Genomic DNA, 17,168 nt, shown 5'->3' on the forward strand with positions numbered 1-17,168 from the left:
CCGCGCGCGCCGGCGACAGCCCCGAGCCCGCACCACCGGCACCGCCCTGCGACGTGCCCGCCTATCTGCTTTCAAGCGAGAGCTCGCTGCCGAAGGTCACCGATGCGGTGAAGGCCAATCAGCCGCTCAACGTGCTGGTGGTGGGCAGCCGGTCCTCGACCATTCCCGGCAACGAGGCGAGCGCCTATCCGGCCACGATGCAGGCGGCGCTGAAGGAGGCGTTTCCGGCGGCAACCATCGATTTATCCGTAGAATTACAGGCAAAAAGCACCGCGGATGAGACCGCGGGAACCCTTGTTAAGCTTGTTGAGGCAAAAAAGCCTACTTTGGTTATCTGGCAGACCGGAACGGTCGATGCTATGCGAGCGGTCGATCCCGACGACTTCCGTACCGCCATCAACGACGGCGTTGTTGCGCTGCGGGGCGCCGGGGCAGACGTGGTGCTGGTCAATCTGCAATACAGCCCGCGCACGGAGACGATGATCTCTGCGCCGCCATATCTCGACAATATCAAGGTGGTGGCGCAGCAGCACGACGTTCCGCTGTTCGACCGGTTCGCGATCATGAAGCAATGGAGCGACGCCGGATATTTTGACCTGTTCAGCACCGCGCATGGTGTCGACCTGGCCAAGAAGGTTCATGCCTGTCTCGGCCGCGCACTGGCGAAATTCGTGATCGATGCGGCCCATCTGGGCCCGGTGCAGCAGAATTAGAGGAAGCAGAGTTGATGCGTTTTGCCTTCCCTTTTTGTCCTGCCGCAGGGCGGAGCCTGTGCGCCGTGGCGGCGCTGGCGCTGCTCGCGCCGCTGTCGGTTGCGTCGTCGCGCGCGCAGACCGGCCAGGCCGACCAGCATGCCGCGCTGTCGTCAGGTGGCAAGGCCGAGGCTGCAAAGCCTGATGCGGCGAAGCCCGCCGCGGTCGAAGCTGACGCAACCAATCAGCAGTCGCAACCCGGCGTCGCCAGTAAGGCGCTCGATAAGGTGAAGCAGGTTGCGAAGTCGGCCTCCGACATCTTCTACCGCGTGCCCTGTCATCAACCCACCGGCGTGCCGAACACCACCGGCTCGCTGCCGCATGTCGCGGCCAAGCTCGCCGCCGGCAAGCCGGTCGTCATCATCGCGTTCGGCTCGTCCTCGACCCAGGGCTATGGCTCGTCGGCGCCGGAATTCACCTACCCCAACCGTCTCGCCGCGCAGCTGCGCCGGCAGTATCCCTCCGCCGACATCACCGTGCTCAACCGCGGCAAGGGCGGCGAGGACGCGCCGGAAATGATGAAGCGGCTGCAGACCGAAGTGATCGACATGCATCCGGACATGGTGATCTGGCAAGTCGGCACCAACGCGGTTCTGCGCAACCTCGATCCGGTCGAGACCGCCAAGCAGGTCGAGGACGGCGTGGCGCGCATCCAGGCCGACGGCGCCGACCTCGTGCTGGTCGATCCGCAATATTCGCCGCGCGTCACCGAGCGTCCGGAAAGCGCGCGCGGCATGGTGAAGCTGCTCGGCCGCATCGCCGCGCTGCGCCATGTCGGCATCTTCCCGCGCTTCGAGGTGATGCGCGATTGGCACGAGAAGCAGGCGATCCCGATCAACGATTTCGTCATCGCCGACGGCCTGCACATGAACGATTGGGGCTATGCCTGCTTCGCCCAGCTGCTCGGCGACGACATCATCCGCTCGGTCGGCGCGATCAAGATCGGCGTCAACGTCCCGTCTGATGTGCGGACCTACCGGCCGATGTGATCGGCCGCGCTTCGCGCGGACCCGCTGGCGCGTGTCAGAGAATGTAGGTGCATGAATCACCGGCGGTACCAAGCGTTCAGTGTCGTCCCGGCGAAGGCCGGGACCCATAACCACCGAGGGTCATTGTCACGCGCTCATGGAATGACGAGTCCCGCCTACAACAACCGCCGCGGAGTATGGGTCCCGGCCTTCGCCGGGACGACAGCGGAGCGTGTGGCGCCACTTGCGCCTTAGGACTATGGGTCTCTCACCACCACCTTCCCAAAGCTTGACCTCGCCGCGGTAATCCGCTCCCTTGGCGCCTGCTACCAAGCCTCAAGGGAAACGCTCATGTCTTTCGTGCTGGCCATCGATCAGGGCACCACTTCGTCGCGCGCCATGGTGTTTCGCGGCGACATCTCCATCGCCGCGGTCGCGCAGCAGGAGTTTCCGCAGCATTTCCCGGCCTCCGGCTGGGTCGAGCACGAGCCGGAGGACATCTGGACCTCGACCGTGATGGTGTGCCGCGAGGCGCTGGAGAAGGCCGGCCTGAAGGCGAAGGACATCGCAGCGATCGGCATCACCAACCAGCGCGAGACCACCGTGGTGTGGGACCGCGCCACCGGCCAGGCCGTGCACCGCGCCATCGTCTGGCAGGACCGCCGCACCGCCGACATCTGCGCCAAACTGAAAGCCGAAGGCCATGAGCCGGCGATCTCGGCCAAGACCGGCCTGATCATCGACCCCTATTTCTCGGGCACGAAAGTTGCCTGGATCCTCGACCACGTGCCCGGCGCGCGCGAACGCGCCGAGCGCGGCGAACTCTTGTTCGGCACCGTCGATTGTTACCTGCTGTGGCGGCTCACCGGCGGAAGGGTGCATGCGACCGACGCCACCAACGCATCGCGCACGCTGCTGTTCAATATCCACACCGGCGCCTGGGACGACGACCTCATCAACCTCCTGCGCGTGCCGCGCTCGATGCTGCCCGAGGTGAAGGATTCCTCCGCCCGGTTCGGCGAGAGCACGGCTGACCTATTCGGCGGCCCGATCGCGATCTCGGGGATCGCCGGCGACCAGCAGGCCGCGACCATCGGCCAGGCCTGCTTCGAGCCCGGCATGATGAAGTCGACCTACGGCACCGGCTGCTTCGCGCTGCTCAACACCGGTACCACGCCGGTCGCCTCGAAGAACAAGCTGCTCACCACGATCGCCTATCAGCTCGGGGGGACAGCGCACCTACGCGCTCGAAGGCTCGATCTTCGTTGCCGGCTCTGCGGTGCAGTGGCTACGCGACGGGCTCGGCATCATCAAGCATGCCGCGGAGACCGGGCCGCTCGCCGACAAGTCGGACAGCATGCAGAGCGTCTACCTGGTGCCGGCCTTCGTCGGCATGGGCGCGCCGTACTGGAATCCGCGCGTGCGCGGCGCGCTGTTCGGCCTCACTCGCAACACCGGCCCGGCCGAGCTCGCGCACGCGACCCTGGAGAGCGTCTGCTACCAGACCTTCGACCTGTGGGCCGCGATGCGCACCGACTGGCCGGAGGCGAACGCCGCCAACACCGTGCTGCGCGTCGACGGCGGCATGACCGCATCCGACTGGACCATGCAGCGGCTCGCCGATCTGCTCAACGCGCCGGTCGATCGCCCGACGATCCAGGAGACCACCGCGCTTGGCGCCGCCTATCTCGCCGGGCTCGATGCCGGCGTCTATCCCGAGCCCGCGAAGTTCGCCGACAATTGGCGGCTCGAGCACCGCTTCAGGCCGGCGATGAGCGAGGCGACCCGCGCGCGCAAGCTCGCCGGCTGGGCCCGCGCCGTGAAGGGCGTGCTGGCGAGCGACGAGGGGGAGTAGGCGGTGAAGCTTTGCTTCGCTCGGGCTGCACACTCGCTGTACCTCTCCCGCTTGCGGGGGAGGTCGGATCGCATTGAAGATGCGATCCGGGTGGGGCTCCCTCCGCATCATGATTAGTCCCATCGCGGCGATACCCCCACCCCAGCCCTCCCCCGCAAGCGGGAGAGGGAGCGCGGTGCCGCTGCGGATGCAAGCTGCCAACTAATAACAACCATCGGAGAACAACATGAACACGGATCTCAACCGCGTCACCAGGCTACTCACTGCGGCGCTCTGTGCCGCAACATTGGCCGCACCCGCCACCGCGCGCGAGAAAGCTAACCCGCTCGTCTCAGCGCGTGAAGTCAAGACCGATGTCGCCGGGCTGAAGGCGCCGGGCCAGATCCTGGTCGACGTCTGGGGCATCCCGCATATCTATGCCGGCAACGAGCATGACCTGTTCTTCCTGCAAGGCTTCAACGCCGCGCGCGACCGGCTCTGGCAGATCGATCTCTGGCGCAAGCGCGGGCTCGGCCTGCTGGCGAAGGATTTCGGTCCTGCCTATGCCGAGCAGGACAAGGCGCTGCGCCTGTTCCTCTATCGCGGTGACATGAACGCGGAATGGGTCGCCTATGGCCCGAAGGCGAAATCCTATGCCGAGGCGTTCGTCGCCGGCGTCAACGCCTATGTCGCCGACGTCAACGCGGGCAAGCGGCCGCTGCCGATCGAGTTCAGGATCGCGGGCACGACGCCGGATTTGTGGTCGGCGGAGGACGTCGTGCGCGTCCGCAGCCATGGTCTGACGCGCAACGTCGCCTCCGAGGTGAAGCGATCGCTGGTGGCCTGCGCCGCCGGTCTCGATGCCGATCGCTTCCGCGTCAAGCTGGAGCCGGAATGGTCCACGAAGATCCCCGACGGGCTAGATCCCTGCAGCGTGCCGAAGGGCGTGCTCGCGGCCTACGACCTTGCCACCCGCCCGGTCAAGTTCGCCGCGCCGAAAGACCAGAAGGCGGCGCTCGCGCACGATCCCGACACATACCTCGCCGAGGCCGATCAGCAGCGCGACACCATCGGCTCCAACAACTGGGTGATCGCGGCATCGCGCACGGCAACGGGGCGTCCGATCCTCGCCAACGATCCGCATCGTGAGCATTCGGTGCCGTCGCTGCGCTACATCGTCGGCCTCAACGCGCCGGGGATCTCGGTGATCGGCGCCGGCGAGCCCGCGCTGCCGGGCATCTCGATCGGTCACAACGACACCATCGCGTTCGGCCTCACCATCTTCAACGTCGACCAGGAAGACCTCTACGTCTACGAGCTCAACCCTGACAATCCGAACCAGTACCGCTACGTCACGGGCTGGGAGGACATGCGCATCGTGCACGAGAAAGAGGCGGTGAAGGGCGAGGCCGACCGCGACCTCGAGCTGAAGTTCACTCGGCACGGCCCGGTGATCTTCGTCGATGCCGACAAGAAGCACGCCTTCGCGGTGCGCTCGATCTGGTTCGAGCCGGGCACCTCGGCCTATTTCGGCTCCTCCGATTACATGACTGCGAAGAGTTGGAACGGCTTCCTCGGCGCGATGCGGCGCTGGGGTGCGCCGTCGGAGAACCAGGTCTATGCCGACACGTCAGGCAATATCGGCTGGGTCGCGGCCGGCAAGACGCCGCGCCGGACCAGCTTCGACGGCCTGATGCCGGTGCCCGGCGACGGCCGCTACGAGTGGCAGGGTTTCCTGTCGCTCGACGAATTGCCGAAACTCTACCAGCCGAAGCAGGGTTTTATCGCCACCGCCAACCAGATGAACCTGCCGGCGGATTATCCGGTGGGCGAACGACGGGTCGGCTTCGAATGGGCCGACAGCGCGCGCTGGCAGCGCATCGTCGAGGTGCTGCAAGCCAACAGCAGGGTGACGCTCGCGGATGCGATGGGGCTGCAGAACGACGACACCGGCATGCTCGCGCGGCGCCTCGTCGCGCTCTTGAAGCCGCTCACGTCAGTTGATGCCAACGTCAAGAAGGGGCTCGACCTGCTCAAGGCATGGGATGCGCGCGACACCGAGGACAGCGCCGCGGCCGCGGTCTACGAGGTGTGGATCGCAAACCATCTCGGCCCGGTGCTGCTCAAGACCACGGCGCCGAAGGCGGCCGAGCTGATCGCACCGGAAGCCTCCAGCATCTCCGCGATAACAGGCTATCTCGAGAAGCCCGACGCCGCGCTCGGCAGCAATCCGGCAGCGGAGCGCGACCGCGTGCTGCGCGACAGCCTCGGCGCGGCCGTCGCCGATGTCACCGACAAGCTCGGGAGCGATGCGTCCATGTGGCGCTGGGGCCGCCTGCATGTCGCCAAGTTCGATCACGCGCTGATGCCGCTCGCCGACAAGGCGACCGCGGCGCAGATGCAGGTCGGCCCGCTCGCCTATGGCGGCGCCGCCAACGTGCCGCGCGCCGCTACCTACCGCCGCTCCGACTATCATCTCACCGCCGGTGCCTCGTTCCGCATGGTGCTCGATGTCGGCAATTGGGATGCGAGCCGCACCATCAACACGCCAGGCCAATCCGGCGATCCCTTCAGCGGCCACTATCGCGACCTCGCACCGCTCTGGGCGACGGGCCAGTATGTCCCGCTGCTCTACAGCCGCCCGGCGGTGGAAGCCGCAACCGCGGAGGCGATCACGCTGACGCCGCGGTGAGGGGAGGTCGCAAGGCCACGCCACAAACTCCACCGTCGTCCCGGGCAAGCGAAGCGCGACCCGGGACCCATAACCACGGGGTTGAGTTGTCGCGCGATGCTGGGGCCACAGCGCGCTTCAACAACGCAACCCTGTGGCTATGGGTCCCTGCTTTCGCAGGGACGACAGCGAGTGTGTGGTGGCCGCGCTCTACCTCTCCTGTCTCTCTAGCACCTTGAGCATCGCGCGCAGCGTGTCGTCGCTTACGGCGCCTTGCATCTGCCGCGACACCGAATATCTCCCGCCGACAACGCGAAAAAAGGTCATGCGATGCTGCTGCCTGACGGTTACTCCGACATCCCTCATGGCAAGATCGCTGCCGTCGTCACACATCTGGAAATGACCGCGCGCCCGCCGATGCGCGACGATCCGCCCGGTGTCTGGCGCCTGCGCAAGGTCGATCCACCCGCGCTCGACTGGTACCGCGATCTCTATCGCTGCGTCGGCGAGGAGTGGCTGTGGTTCACCCGCACCGGGCTCGACGACGCCGATCTCGCCTCGCGGATTCACGCGCCCGGCGTCGAGCTCTACGGGCTGGTCGCGGACGGCCAGGATGAAGGTCTGCTCGAGCTCGATTTCAGCATGCCCGGTGAATGCCAGCTGCTCTATTTCGGCGTCACCGCAAAATTTATCGGCACCGGCGCCGCGCGCTTCCTGATGAACCGCGCGCTCAAGATCGCCTGGTCGCGCGACATCGGTCGTTTCTGGGTGCACACCTGCACCTTCGATCATCCCTCCGCCGTCGCGTTCTACCAGCGCTCCGGCTTCCACGCGTTCAAGCGGCAGATCGAGGTGGCGGATGATCCGAGGCTCAACGGCAAACTGCCGCGCGATTCCGCGAGGCATGTGCCGGTGATTGGGTAGACGCTGCCACAAACTCCGCCGTAGTCCCGGGCAAGCGTCAGCGCGACCCGGGACCATAACCACTGAGGTGAGTTGGTCTACAGTGCTGGGGCTCCAGCCTTTGCAACGACGCGAGCCGGTGGTTATGGGTCCCAGCTCCCGTGTGCGCAATTGCGCAATAGGCAGAGACGCGCCGAATATGCGGCTCATGCTGGCAATGCTTCATCGGAATGACCCGGTGTATTGCAATGCGGCGCAACCCATCTACGATGGTGCAAAGTGCAACCTCTGACCCCGGCTTGGCCGCCACACTTCGAAAGCCTGCTTTCGAGGCGCGGTCGGCCGCGGCATGACCGACGAGATGACAGATGTTTTTGATCGGCCAGTACGACTCGCCCTTTGTCCGCCGCACCGCGATCGCGTTGCGGCTCTATGGATTGCCGTTCGAGCACAAGCCGTGGTCGACCTTTGCCGATGCCGAGAAGGTCGCGGCCTACAATCCGGTGCGGCGGGTGCCGACGCTGGTGCTCGACGACGGCGAGGCGCTGATCGAGAGCGGCGCGATCCTGGATTATCTTGACGAGTTGGTCGGGCCGGAAAAGGCGATGATTGCGCGGTCGGGGGCCGAGCGCCGCAGGCATCTGCGCATCGCGGCGCTGGCGACCGGGCTCGCCGACAAGGCGGTGAGCCTGGTCTATGAGCGCGTGCTGCGCAAGGAGCAGTTGAAGCTCTGGGTCGAGCGTTGCGAGGCGCAGATTTCTGGCGTGCTCGCGGTGCTGGAGCAGGAGCGGGCGTCGGTCACGTCGCCATATTGGCTGGGCGATCGCATCGGTCACGCCGACATCGCGGTAGCCTGCGCACTGCGCTTCACCGGCGAGGCGCATCCGCATCTGTTCGATGCGCGCTATCCGACGCTGCAAGCGCACGCCGCGCGCTGCGAGGCGCTGCCGCCGTTCCAGGAGATCGTGCAGCCGCTGGCGCCGCCGAAAGGGTAGGGGCGTGTCGTGATCCCTTAACATCATTCCGGGGCGTGCGAAGCGAAGAGCAAGGCTCGGCAAATGATGTCGCGAGAATGCGAAGCACCCACAACTGTCATCGCCCGGCTCGACCGGGCGATCCAGTACGCCGCGGCCTCTCGGCTCAAGCACGACCGTCTCTGGAATACTGGATCACCCGCTTTCGCGGGTGATGACACGGTGTGTTTGACATCTTGAATCGAGAGCCATCCTCATCGTCGTCCTGGCGAAAGCCAGGACCCATTACCCCGAATGCTTGTTGTTGAGCGACGTGGGGCCACCATCTCGTTCTTCACTGCGTGCGGTGGTTATGGGTCCTGGCTTTCGCCAGGACGACGATGGTGTATGTGGCGCGGGCGGCGGTCGATCGAGACAGCGTCCGCACCCGCGCCCCCGAGGCGCGTGCTTCGGGCTACCCATTGCCGGTCCGATCTTCTATGGTGACCTGATCCGGTTCGCATGCGGCGAACTCGATAAATCCATGATATCAAAGGCTTAAGGCTCGGATCGAAGCCTTTGGAGGGCGGTTTGACGCGGTATATTTCGACCAGGGGTGAGGCCCCGGTGCTTGGCTTCTGCGATGTGATGCTGACCGGGCTTGCCCGCGACGGCGGGCTCTACGTGCCCGAGACCTGGCCGCAGCTGTCGCATGAGACCATCGCCGGCTTCTTCGGCCGTCCCTATTGGGAGGTCGCGGTCGAGATCGTCAGGCCGTTTGTCGCCGGCGAGATTTCCGATGCCGAGCTCGGCCGCATGGCCAACGAGGCCTATGCCACGTTCCGCCATCCCGCGGTGGTGCCGCTCGACCAGGCCGGGCCGAACCAGTTCCTGCTCGAACTGTTCCACGGGCCGACGCTGGCGTTCAAGGACGTCGCGATGCAGCTGATCTCGCGGCTGATGGATCACGTGCTGGCCAAGCGCGCGCAGCGCACCACCATCGTGGTCGCGACCTCGGGCGATACCGGCGGCGCCGCGGTCGAAGCGTTCGCCAATCTCGACAATGTCGACCTCGTGGTGCTGTTCCCGAACGGGCGCATCTCCGAGGTGCAGCGCCGCATGATGACGACGACCGGCGCTTCCAACGTCCACGCGCTCGCGATCGAAGGCACGTTCGACGATTGCCAGGCGTTGGTGAAGGAGATGTTCAACAACCATCGCTTCCGTGACGCGGTGGCGCTGTCCGGCGTCAACTCGATCAACTGGGCGCGCATCGTGGCGCAGGTGGTCTATTATTTCACCTCGGCGGTGGCGCTCGGCTCGCCGCAGCGCACGGTGGATTTCACGGTGCCGACCGGCAATTTCGGCGACATCTTCGCCGGCTATGTGGCCAAGCGCATGGGGCTGCCGATCCGCTGGCTGCGCATCGCCGCCAACGTCAACGACATCCTGCCGCGCACGCTGAAGACCGGCAATTACGAGGTGCGCGAGGTTCACGCCACGGCGTCGCCCTCGATGGACATCCAGGTGTCCTCGAATTTCGAGCGGCTGCTGTTCGAGGCGAGCGGCCGCGATGCCGATCAGGTCCGCCGTCTGATGGCCTCGCTGAAGCAGTCCGGCCGCTTCGTGCTCCCGGATGCGACGCTCGCCGCGGTGCGCCGCGATTTCGACGCCGGCCGCGCCGACGAGACCGAGACGGCGGCGGCGATCCGCGCCGCCTGGCGCGAGGCCGGCGATCTGGTCGATCCGCACACCGCGGTGGCGCTCGCAGTCGCCGACCGCGACACCTCCGACTCCAAGATCCCGAACATCGTGCTGTCGACCGCGCATGCGGCCAAATTCCCTGACGCGGTCGAGGCCGCCTGCGGGGTGCGTCCGCAGCTGCCGGCCTGGCTCGGCGGATTGATGACGAAATCCGAACACGTGACGGTCATGAACAATGATTCCGCGGAGGTCGAGCGCTTCGTGCTGTCGGTCAGCCGTGCCGCCAAGCAGGGAGTTGCCTGATGAGCGTTGAAATCACCAAGCTGCCGAGCGGCCTGACCGTCGTCACCGACACCATGCCGCATCTGGAAACCGCAGCGCTCGGGGTCTGGGCCGGGGTCGGCGGGCGCGATGAGAAGCCGAACGAGCACGGCATCTCGCATCTGCTGGAACACATGGCGTTCAAGGGCACCGCGCGGCGCTCCTCGCGCGAGATCGTCGAGGAGATCGAGGCGGTCGGCGGCGACCTCAATGCCGGCACCTCGACCGAGACCACGGCCTATTATGCACGGGTGATGAAGGCCGACGTGCCGCTGGCGCTCGACGTGCTCTCCGACATTCTCGCCAATCCGTCCTTCGTGCCGGACGAGCTCGAGCGCGAGAAGAGCGTGATCGTGCAGGAGATCGGCGCGGCACAGGATACGCCCGACGACGTCGTGTTCGAGCATCTCAACGAGCTCTGCTATCCGGACCAGCCGATGGGGCGTTCGCTGCTCGGCACCGCCAAGACGCTGAAGGCCTTCAATCGCGACACGCTGCGCGGCTATCTCTCGACGCATTACCGTGCCCCGGACATGGTGGTCGCCGCCGCCGGCGCCGTCGATCACAAGCGGGTCGTCGAGGACGTCGCACAGAAATTCGCGAGCTTCGACGCCACGCCGGCGCCGAAGCCGCAGCCGGCGATGTTCGGCAAGGGCGGCTCGAAGGTGGTGCATCGCGATCTCGAGCAGGCGCATCTGACGCTGGCGCTCGAAGGCGTGCCGCAGACCGACCTGTCGCTGTTCTCGCTGCAGGTCTTCACCAACACGCTCGGCGGCGGGATGTCGTCGCGGCTGTTCCAGGAGGTGCGCGAGAAGCGCGGGCTGTGCTACTCGATCTACACCTTCCACGCCCCCTACACCGACACCGGCTTCTTCGGCCTCTACACCGGGACCGATCCGGCCGACGCGCCGGAGATGATGGAAGTCATCGTCGACGTCATCAATGACGCCGTGGAGACCCTGACCGAGGCCGAGGTCGCGCGTGCCAAGGCGCAGATGAAGGCCGGGCTGTTGATGGCGCTGGAAAGCTGTTCATCCCGGGCCGAACAGCTGGCACGCCATGTGCTAGCCTATGGCCGGCCGCAGACGGTGGAAGAGCTGGTGGCGCGGATCGATGCGGTCAGCGTCGAATCGAGCCGCAACGCCGCCCGCGCGCTGCTGTCGCGCAGCCGGCCCGCCGTTGTTGCCCTCGGCAGCGGAAGGGGTCTGGACAGGGCGGTGTCTTTTGCGGAAGGATTGACGAAGTCGAAGGCAAAGACGCTGCTGCACTAGAAGTTACCTCTCCCCGCCTGCGGGGAGAGGTCGGATTGCGCAGCAATCCGGGTGAGGGGGTACAGGTCCCGACAATCGGCTCGCTTGTGGAAGCAGCCCCTCACCCCGACGCTCGAAGAGCGAGCTTTGCTCGTCTCGGCCCGGCAAAGGCGGGGCGAGGGAGCAATAGGCGGGGAGTGTTGGGCCATGGCCCTGTTTCGTTTGCCGTCTGGTGGACCCGCTGCACTGATGCCGCGCGGTCACGGGCTGTTGCTGCGTGCGCCGCAAATGTCGGATTTCCCGCAATGGGCGCAATTGCGCGAGTTCAGCCGCGCCTATCTCACGCCTTGGGAGCCGATCTGGCCCTCCGACGACCTGACCCGCGCCGGATTCCGCCGCAGACTGCGCCGCTACAGCGAGGATATCGCCGCCGACCGCTCCTATCCGTTCATCATCTTCCGCGAATCGGACGGGGTGATGATCGGCGGGATCACGCTCGCCAATGTCCGCCGCGGCATCGTGCAGGCCGGCACGATCGGCTATTGGGTCGGCCTGCCGCATGCCCATCGCGGCTACATGACGACGGCGCTGCGGGTGCTGCTGCCCTCGCTGTTCGGCGAGCTCAATCTGCATCGCATCGAGGCGGCCTGCATCCCCTCCAATGCGTCGTCGATCCGCGTGCTGGAGAAGTGCGGCTTCACCCGCGAGGGCCTGGCGCGGCGCTATCTCTGCATCAACGGGATCTGGCAGGACCATCTGCTGTTCGGCCTGTTGCACGAGGATTTCCGCGGCTGAATCGTAAGCCTGCTGCCGGCTCATGGCCGGCGCCGCCCGGCGCCTTCCAGATGCCTTGTTGCATGCCCTTCACATGCCTTGGGTTCGCCGCCATTGGCTTGCTATAACGCCCGCGAAACGGGAACTCGGTTTGGAGATTTGAGGATACTGATGGGTGACAGGGTGATCAGGTTCGCGCTCGCGGCGGCGGTATCGATCGGTCTCGGTGCCACCCTGCTGCCGGAGGCCAGCTCGGCGCAGTCGCTGAGCGACCGCTTCAAGAGCCTGTTCGGCGGCGAATCGTCGGATTCGAAGCCGGCGACACCAGCGGCGCCGCAGCAGCTGAACGACGCCGACGCCGAGCTGACCTGCCCGCCGGTGCAGATCCGCTCCGGGGCGTCGACCTATTCGGTGGCCGCGAACGGCAAGGAGGCGGTCGGCAACGACGTCAAGTTCCTGGCCTCGATCACGCGCACGGCGCGGCAGTGCAACCTGAATGGCGGCGTGATCACCGCCAAGATCGGGATCCAGGGGCGGATCATCGTCGGTCCCCAGGGCGCCCCGCCGACCATTCAGGTGCCGCTGCGCGTCGCCGTGGTGCTGGGCGGCGTCGGCGAGAAGACCATCGCGACCAAGGCCTACACGACCACGGTGCAGATGGACGATAGCGGCAGCGTGCCGTTCAGCCTGGTCGCCGAGGATGTCGTCTATCCGGCCCCGTCGCCGGCCGACAACGACAATTACATCTTCTATATCGGCTTCGACCCGCAGGCCCTGAAGCCGGAACCGAAGCCGCGCGCGCCGCACAAGAAGAAGTAGCGCCAGAGCGTTTTCAAGCGAACCGGGTGCCGGTTCGCATGGAGAAGACGTGTCAAGAAAGCGCCCCGCGCGGCGCGGACAGATTTGGACAAAGAAAAAGGCCGGCGCGATGATCTCGCGCCGGCCTTTTTTGGAAGCAGTTGTGATCGCGTCAGTTCAGCTTGGAGCGGACTTCGGCGATGCCCTTGCCGACGAGGTCGTCGGCAACCGAGCCCTTGACCGACTGCGACAGGATGGTCGAGGCGGCGGTCACGGCGGCGTTGGCCGCGGCGGCGCGGACATCGGCCACGGCCTGGGCCTCGGCCTGGGCGATCTTGCTCTCGGCGGTCTTGGTCCGCCGGGCGACAAAATCTTCCATCTTGGTCTTGGCTTCAGCCGCGATCCGCTCGGCTTCGGCCTTGGCGTTGGAGATGATGTCCTGGGCCTCGCGCTCCGCGCTGGCGCGGCGCGCCTTGTACTCGCCGAGCAGCTTGTTGGCCTCGTCCTTCAGGCGGCGGGCGTCCTCCAGCTCGGCCTTGATGCGCTCGGCACGATGATCGAGCGCCGTCAGCAGGGTGCGATGGACGCCGAGGTAGCCGAACACGACCAGCAGAATGACGAAGGCGATCGCAACCCAGGTTTCCGGTTCGTAAAACATCGTCTATCCCTTCAGCGACGCGTCGACGGCGCTGTTGACCGCATTCGCGTCCGGCGTGACGCCGGCGAGTTGCTGGACGATGGCGCCGGCCGCATCCGCCGCGATGCCGCGGACGTTGCTCATGGCGTTGGTCCTCGTCGTTGCGATCTGCTTCTCGGCGTCGGCGAGCTTGGCCGCCAGTTTCTCTTCCAGCGCCTTGCGCTCGGCTTCCGAGGCCGCGTTCAGCTTCTCGCGGGTCTCGTTGCCGATCGCCTGCGCGTTGGCGCGCGCATTCGCCAGCTCGGTCTCATAGGCCTTCAGCGCCGCGTCGGACTCGTCCTTCAGCTTCTGCGCCTCGGCCAGATCGCCCTCGATCTTGTTCTGACGTGCATCGATCGTCCCGCCGACGCGCGGCAGTGCGATACGCGACACGATCAGGTAGAGCGCGACAAATGCAATCGCCAGCGACACCAGCTGCGAGGCGTAGTTGGACGAATCGAACGGCGGAAAGGCTCCGCCGTGATGTCCGCCTTCGGCCTCGGTGTGGGCGCCGGCATTCTGGCCTTTTGCCTCGCCATGACTCTCAGCCACGGTGTTCTCCTGTTGCTGTCATGCGCGCCGCCCTTGGAACGATCCTCGGGCGGCGCGAAGGAAGTGCCGCTCAGAGCGGAACGAACAGCAGAAGCAGCGCGATCAGCAGCGAGAAGATGCCGAGCGCTTCGGTCACGGCGAAGCCGAAGATCAGGTTGCCGAACTGGCCCTGAGCGGCCGAGGGGTTACGCACCGCAGCGGCGAGGTAGTTGCCGAAGATGATGCCCACGCCGACGCCCGCACCGCCCATGCCGATGCACGCGATGCCCGCGCCGATAAGTTTTGCTGCTGCCGGTTCCATTTGTAGCTCCTTGAGAAAGATAGACAGATTGGTGGGTGGAGATTCCCCGGACCGCTTAGTGTCCCGGATGAATGGCGTCGTTGAGGTAGATGCAGGTCAGGATCGCGAACACGTAGGCCTGCAGGAACGCGACCAGCAGTTCGAGGGCGTACAGCGCAATCGTGAGCGCCAGCGGCAGCACGCCGCCGACCCAGCCGAGCGCGCCCAGCGAGAAGCCGAGCATCGCGACGAAGCCCGCGAACACCTTGAGCGCGATGTGGCCGGCCAGCATGTTGGCGAACAGACGAACGCTGTGCGAGACCGGCCGCAGGAAGAACGACAGGACCTCGATGAACATGACCAGCGGCAGGATGTAGATCGGAACGCCGGAGGGGACGAAGATCTTGAAGAATTTCAGACCGTTCTTGTAGAGGCCGTAGAACAGGACGGTGAAGAACACCAGCAGCGCAAGGGCTGCGGTCACGATCAGGTGGCTCGAGATCGTGAAGGTGTAGGGGATGACACCGACGAGGTTCGAGACGCAGAGGAACATGAAGATCGAGAAGATCAGCGGGAAGAACTTCATGCCTTCCGAGCCGGCCGTGCTGCGAATCGTGGTGGCGACGAACTCGTAGGAGATCTCGGCGACCGATTGCAGCCGTCCGGGAACCAGGTCCCGGCCGCTCGCCAGCATCAGCAGCGCGATCAAGAGCACCGCGATGAACATGTAGAGCGACGAATTGGTGAAGGCGATCGTGTGATTGCCGATGTGGCCGAGCGTGAAGAGGGGCTCGATATTGAACTGGTGGATCGGGTCGATTTTCATCCGCGCGGCTCTTGGTCCACCGGCCATCGTGCCGGTAATCGAATTTCAAATGTCGTGACTTCCCGCCAGCGCTCAGCGCTTGCCCGAGGCCACGCCTGCGGACCTCACCACGTTGACCACGCCGGCGACGAAGCCGAGCAGCGTTAACACGATGAAGCCGAATGGCGACGTCGACAGCAAACGGTCGAACCCCCAGCCAATCGCCGCTCCGACGGCAACGCCCGCGATCAGCTCCGAGGAAAGACGAAAACCGAGCGCCATCGCCGAAGCTCTGGCGGCCCTGTCCCCGCTTTCAGTACCGGATTGATCAGTCTTGCTCCTGCGGCTGTCGCGAATTTCTGACAACCGATGATCGAGACTTCCGAGCCTTGCGGAAAGCGCAGCTTCGTCAGGAGGCGATTGATCGCGACTTCCATCTGCGCCGTGGTTGGTGTTCTCAGCCATGCTGCAAACACTAACCGATGCCGCGGATGATGGAAATTGCGCCCGTCCCCGTCAAAAGCCGCGCGGACCATACTTACCGCGTCTAATCAAGTCAAGATTGCGTCGTAACCAGTTATTGCTTTGATTCTGCTGGATTTATTTGGAGATATTCAAGGTCAGAGTGACGCAGTGATCGCAGTGCAACAGCTTGTATGCTTTGAAGCGATGTTGCGTGGCTTTTCCCGCTCTGCTGGGATCACCGAAAGTCCTCGCCTCTCGTGCAGTCAAGGTTCCGCATGGCGCGCCAAATCGACTACTACTTCTCGCTGCAATCACCCTGGGCCTATATCGGCCACAAGCCCTTCAGTCGGCTCGTAAGCACTTACGATCTCAAGGTAAATTACCGGCCCGTGCTGCTGGTCGATCTGTTCTCGGAGACCGGCGGGCTGCCGCTCGCCAAGCGCCATCCGGTGCGGCAGCGCTATCGGCTGATCGAGCTGCAGCGCTGGCGCGACAAGCGTGGGCTGAATTTTCACCTGCAACCGGCCAACTGGCCGTTCAACGGGCGCCTTGCCGATGGCGTCGTGATCGCGATGCTCGAAGCCGGGCTCGACCCCGAGCCGTTTCTGCAACGTGCCTATCCGGCAGTCTGGGAGCTTGAGCTCAACCTTGCCGATCCCGCAACGCTGGTGAAGCTCGCCGACGATGCAGGTCTGCCGGGCCGGCAGCTGGTGGAGCGCTCGGGCAGTGATGCGATCAGCGCGGCCTATGAGCAGAACCGCCAGAATGCATTGGACGCCGGCGTGTTCGGCTCGCCCGGATATGTGCTCGATGGCGAAGTGTTCTGGGGCCAGGACCGGATCGAATTGCTCGAGGACGCGTTGAAGTCAGGCCGCAAGCCCTATAGCTCTGTGGTCTAAGGGGCAGGAATCAGGTTGAGGCGGAGCAAGCCCATGCCCATCGCGATGTCGCCGTCGAAGATGTCGTCCAGGAAATTGTCCATCGCAATTGTTGCCGTCCTGATCTCGAGCGGTGCGGCATTGGCGCAAGCCGCGCCCGATACCGAGAACGGCCGCTACGCGCTGTCGCCGGCCGGCGATGGCTTCCTGCGGCTCGACACCCGCACCGGCGCGGTGTCGACCTGCACCAATTCCGCAGGCTGGGCCTGCTACATGGTGCCGGACGAGCGCGCGGCGCTCGATGCCGAGATCGGACGCCTGCAGGCCGACAATGACAAATTGAAAGGCGAGCTCGCCGCGCGCGTGCCGTCGGCCAAGACCGACGAGGCGTTGCCGAAATCGGATCAGCTGAAGAAGCCGGAGCCGAAGGTCGCTGAGGGCGAGCGCAAGATCGAGATCCCGCTGCCGAGCGACCGCGACATGGATCGCATGATGTCGTTCGTCGAGCGCGCCTGGCGGCGGCTGATCGAGATGGCCAACCGCGTGCAGCGCGACGTCAACGGCGGCAAGATTTGATTTTGTAC

General features: G+C 65.3%; 16 protein-coding genes and 1 pseudogene. 12 read left to right on the forward strand and 5 right to left on the reverse strand.

Annotated elements, in window-relative coordinates; all coding sequences use genetic code 11:
• The 10 genes and pseudogenes from AC628_RS25605 to AC628_RS25650 form a co-directional block, all read left to right on the forward strand.
• The coding region (locus AC628_RS25605; RefSeq protein WP_074129601.1) for an SGNH/GDSL hydrolase family protein at nt 1-713 on the forward strand (713 nt) is incomplete at its 5' end.
• 14 nt (nt 714-727) lie between these two features.
• Nucleotides 728-1,741 (forward strand): SGNH/GDSL hydrolase family protein, encoded by a 1,014-nt coding sequence (locus AC628_RS25610; protein WP_074129603.1) that lies wholly within the window; start codon nt 728-730, stop codon nt 1,739-1,741.
• 330 nt (nt 1,742-2,071) lie between these two features.
• Nucleotides 2,072-3,575: pseudogene (glpK, locus tag AC628_RS25615) on the forward strand (glycerol kinase GlpK).
• 226 nt (nt 3,576-3,801) lie between these two features.
• Nucleotides 3,802-6,246, forward strand: coding sequence for a penicillin acylase family protein (locus AC628_RS25620; RefSeq protein WP_074129605.1), 2,445 nt, complete (start codon nt 3,802-3,804; stop codon nt 6,244-6,246).
• A gap of 309 nt (nt 6,247-6,555) precedes the next feature.
• Entirely contained in the window at nt 6,556-7,149 is a 594-nt protein-coding gene (locus tag AC628_RS25625) for a GNAT family N-acetyltransferase (protein ID WP_074129607.1), read from the forward strand.
• Nucleotides 7,150-7,496: 347 nt separating this feature from the next.
• Complete coding sequence (locus AC628_RS25630; protein ID WP_074129608.1) at nt 7,497-8,123, forward strand: glutathione S-transferase family protein; 627 nt, start codon at nt 7,497-7,499, stop codon at nt 8,121-8,123.
• Nucleotides 8,124-8,672: 549 nt separating this feature from the next.
• The gene (gene thrC / locus AC628_RS25635) at nt 8,673-10,088 is read left to right on the forward strand and encodes a threonine synthase (protein WP_074129647.1); all 1,416 of its coding nucleotides are present in this window, start codon (nt 8,673-8,675) and stop codon (nt 10,086-10,088) included.
• Nucleotides 10,088-11,377 carry a M16 family metallopeptidase gene (locus AC628_RS25640; protein WP_074129609.1) on the forward strand — a complete coding sequence of 430 codons (1,290 nt, stop codon included), beginning with the start codon at nt 10,088-10,090 and terminating at the stop codon, nt 11,375-11,377. The genes thrC and AC628_RS25640 overlap by 1 nt, the downstream gene beginning before the upstream one ends.
• Nucleotides 11,378-11,563: 186 nt before the next feature.
• On the forward strand, nt 11,564-12,151 hold the full coding sequence (locus tag AC628_RS25645; protein ID WP_021076543.1) for a GNAT family N-acetyltransferase: 588 nt from the start codon (nt 11,564-11,566) through the stop codon (nt 12,149-12,151).
• Between the two features lie 150 nt (nt 12,152-12,301).
• Nucleotides 12,302-12,949 carry a hypothetical protein gene (locus AC628_RS25650; protein ID WP_074129610.1) on the forward strand — a complete coding sequence of 216 codons (648 nt, stop codon included), beginning with the start codon at nt 12,302-12,304 and terminating at the stop codon, nt 12,947-12,949.
• 151 nt (nt 12,950-13,100) lie between these two features.
• On the opposite strand, the gene AC628_RS25655 is transcribed toward AC628_RS25650, so the two are convergent.
• The 5 genes from AC628_RS25655 to AC628_RS25675 all read right to left on the reverse strand — a co-directional run bounded on the left by AC628_RS25655 (nt 13,101) and on the right by AC628_RS25675 (nt 15,706).
• Nucleotides 13,101-13,586, reverse strand: coding sequence for a F0F1 ATP synthase subunit B family protein (locus AC628_RS25655; protein ID WP_074129611.1), 486 nt, complete (start codon nt 13,584-13,586; stop codon nt 13,101-13,103).
• 3 nt (nt 13,587-13,589) lie between these two features.
• A complete protein-coding gene (locus AC628_RS25660; RefSeq protein ID WP_074129612.1) occupies nt 13,590-14,156 on the reverse strand; it encodes a F0F1 ATP synthase subunit B in 567 nt (188 codons plus the stop codon).
• Nucleotides 14,157-14,226: 70 nt separating this feature from the next.
• The gene (locus tag AC628_RS25665) at nt 14,227-14,457 is read right to left on the reverse strand and encodes a F0F1 ATP synthase subunit C (RefSeq protein WP_016847054.1); all 231 of its coding nucleotides are present in this window, start codon (nt 14,455-14,457) and stop codon (nt 14,227-14,229) included.
• A gap of 55 nt (nt 14,458-14,512) precedes the next feature.
• Nucleotides 14,513-15,262, reverse strand: coding sequence for a F0F1 ATP synthase subunit A (locus AC628_RS25670; RefSeq protein WP_074129613.1), 750 nt, complete (start codon nt 15,260-15,262; stop codon nt 14,513-14,515).
• 72 nt (nt 15,263-15,334) lie between these two features.
• Complete coding sequence (locus tag AC628_RS25675) at nt 15,335-15,706, reverse strand: AtpZ/AtpI family protein (RefSeq protein WP_074129614.1); 372 nt, start codon at nt 15,704-15,706, stop codon at nt 15,335-15,337.
• 275 nt (nt 15,707-15,981) lie between these two features.
• Between AC628_RS25675 and AC628_RS25680 the strand changes: the two genes are divergently transcribed.
• Together AC628_RS25680 and AC628_RS25685 are read left to right on the forward strand one after the other, a co-directional pair.
• Entirely contained in the window at nt 15,982-16,605 is a 624-nt protein-coding gene (locus AC628_RS25680; RefSeq protein ID WP_074129615.1) for a 2-hydroxychromene-2-carboxylate isomerase, read from the forward strand.
• 33 nt (nt 16,606-16,638) lie between these two features.
• On the forward strand, nt 16,639-17,160 hold the full coding sequence (locus tag AC628_RS25685) for a hypothetical protein (RefSeq protein ID WP_074129616.1): 522 nt from the start codon (nt 16,639-16,641) through the stop codon (nt 17,158-17,160).
• Nucleotides 17,161-17,168: the final 8 nt, after the last annotated feature.

This window comes from Bradyrhizobium sp. NAS96.2 (genome assembly GCF_001908235.1).
Lineage (GTDB): Bacteria > Pseudomonadota > Alphaproteobacteria > Rhizobiales > Xanthobacteraceae > Bradyrhizobium.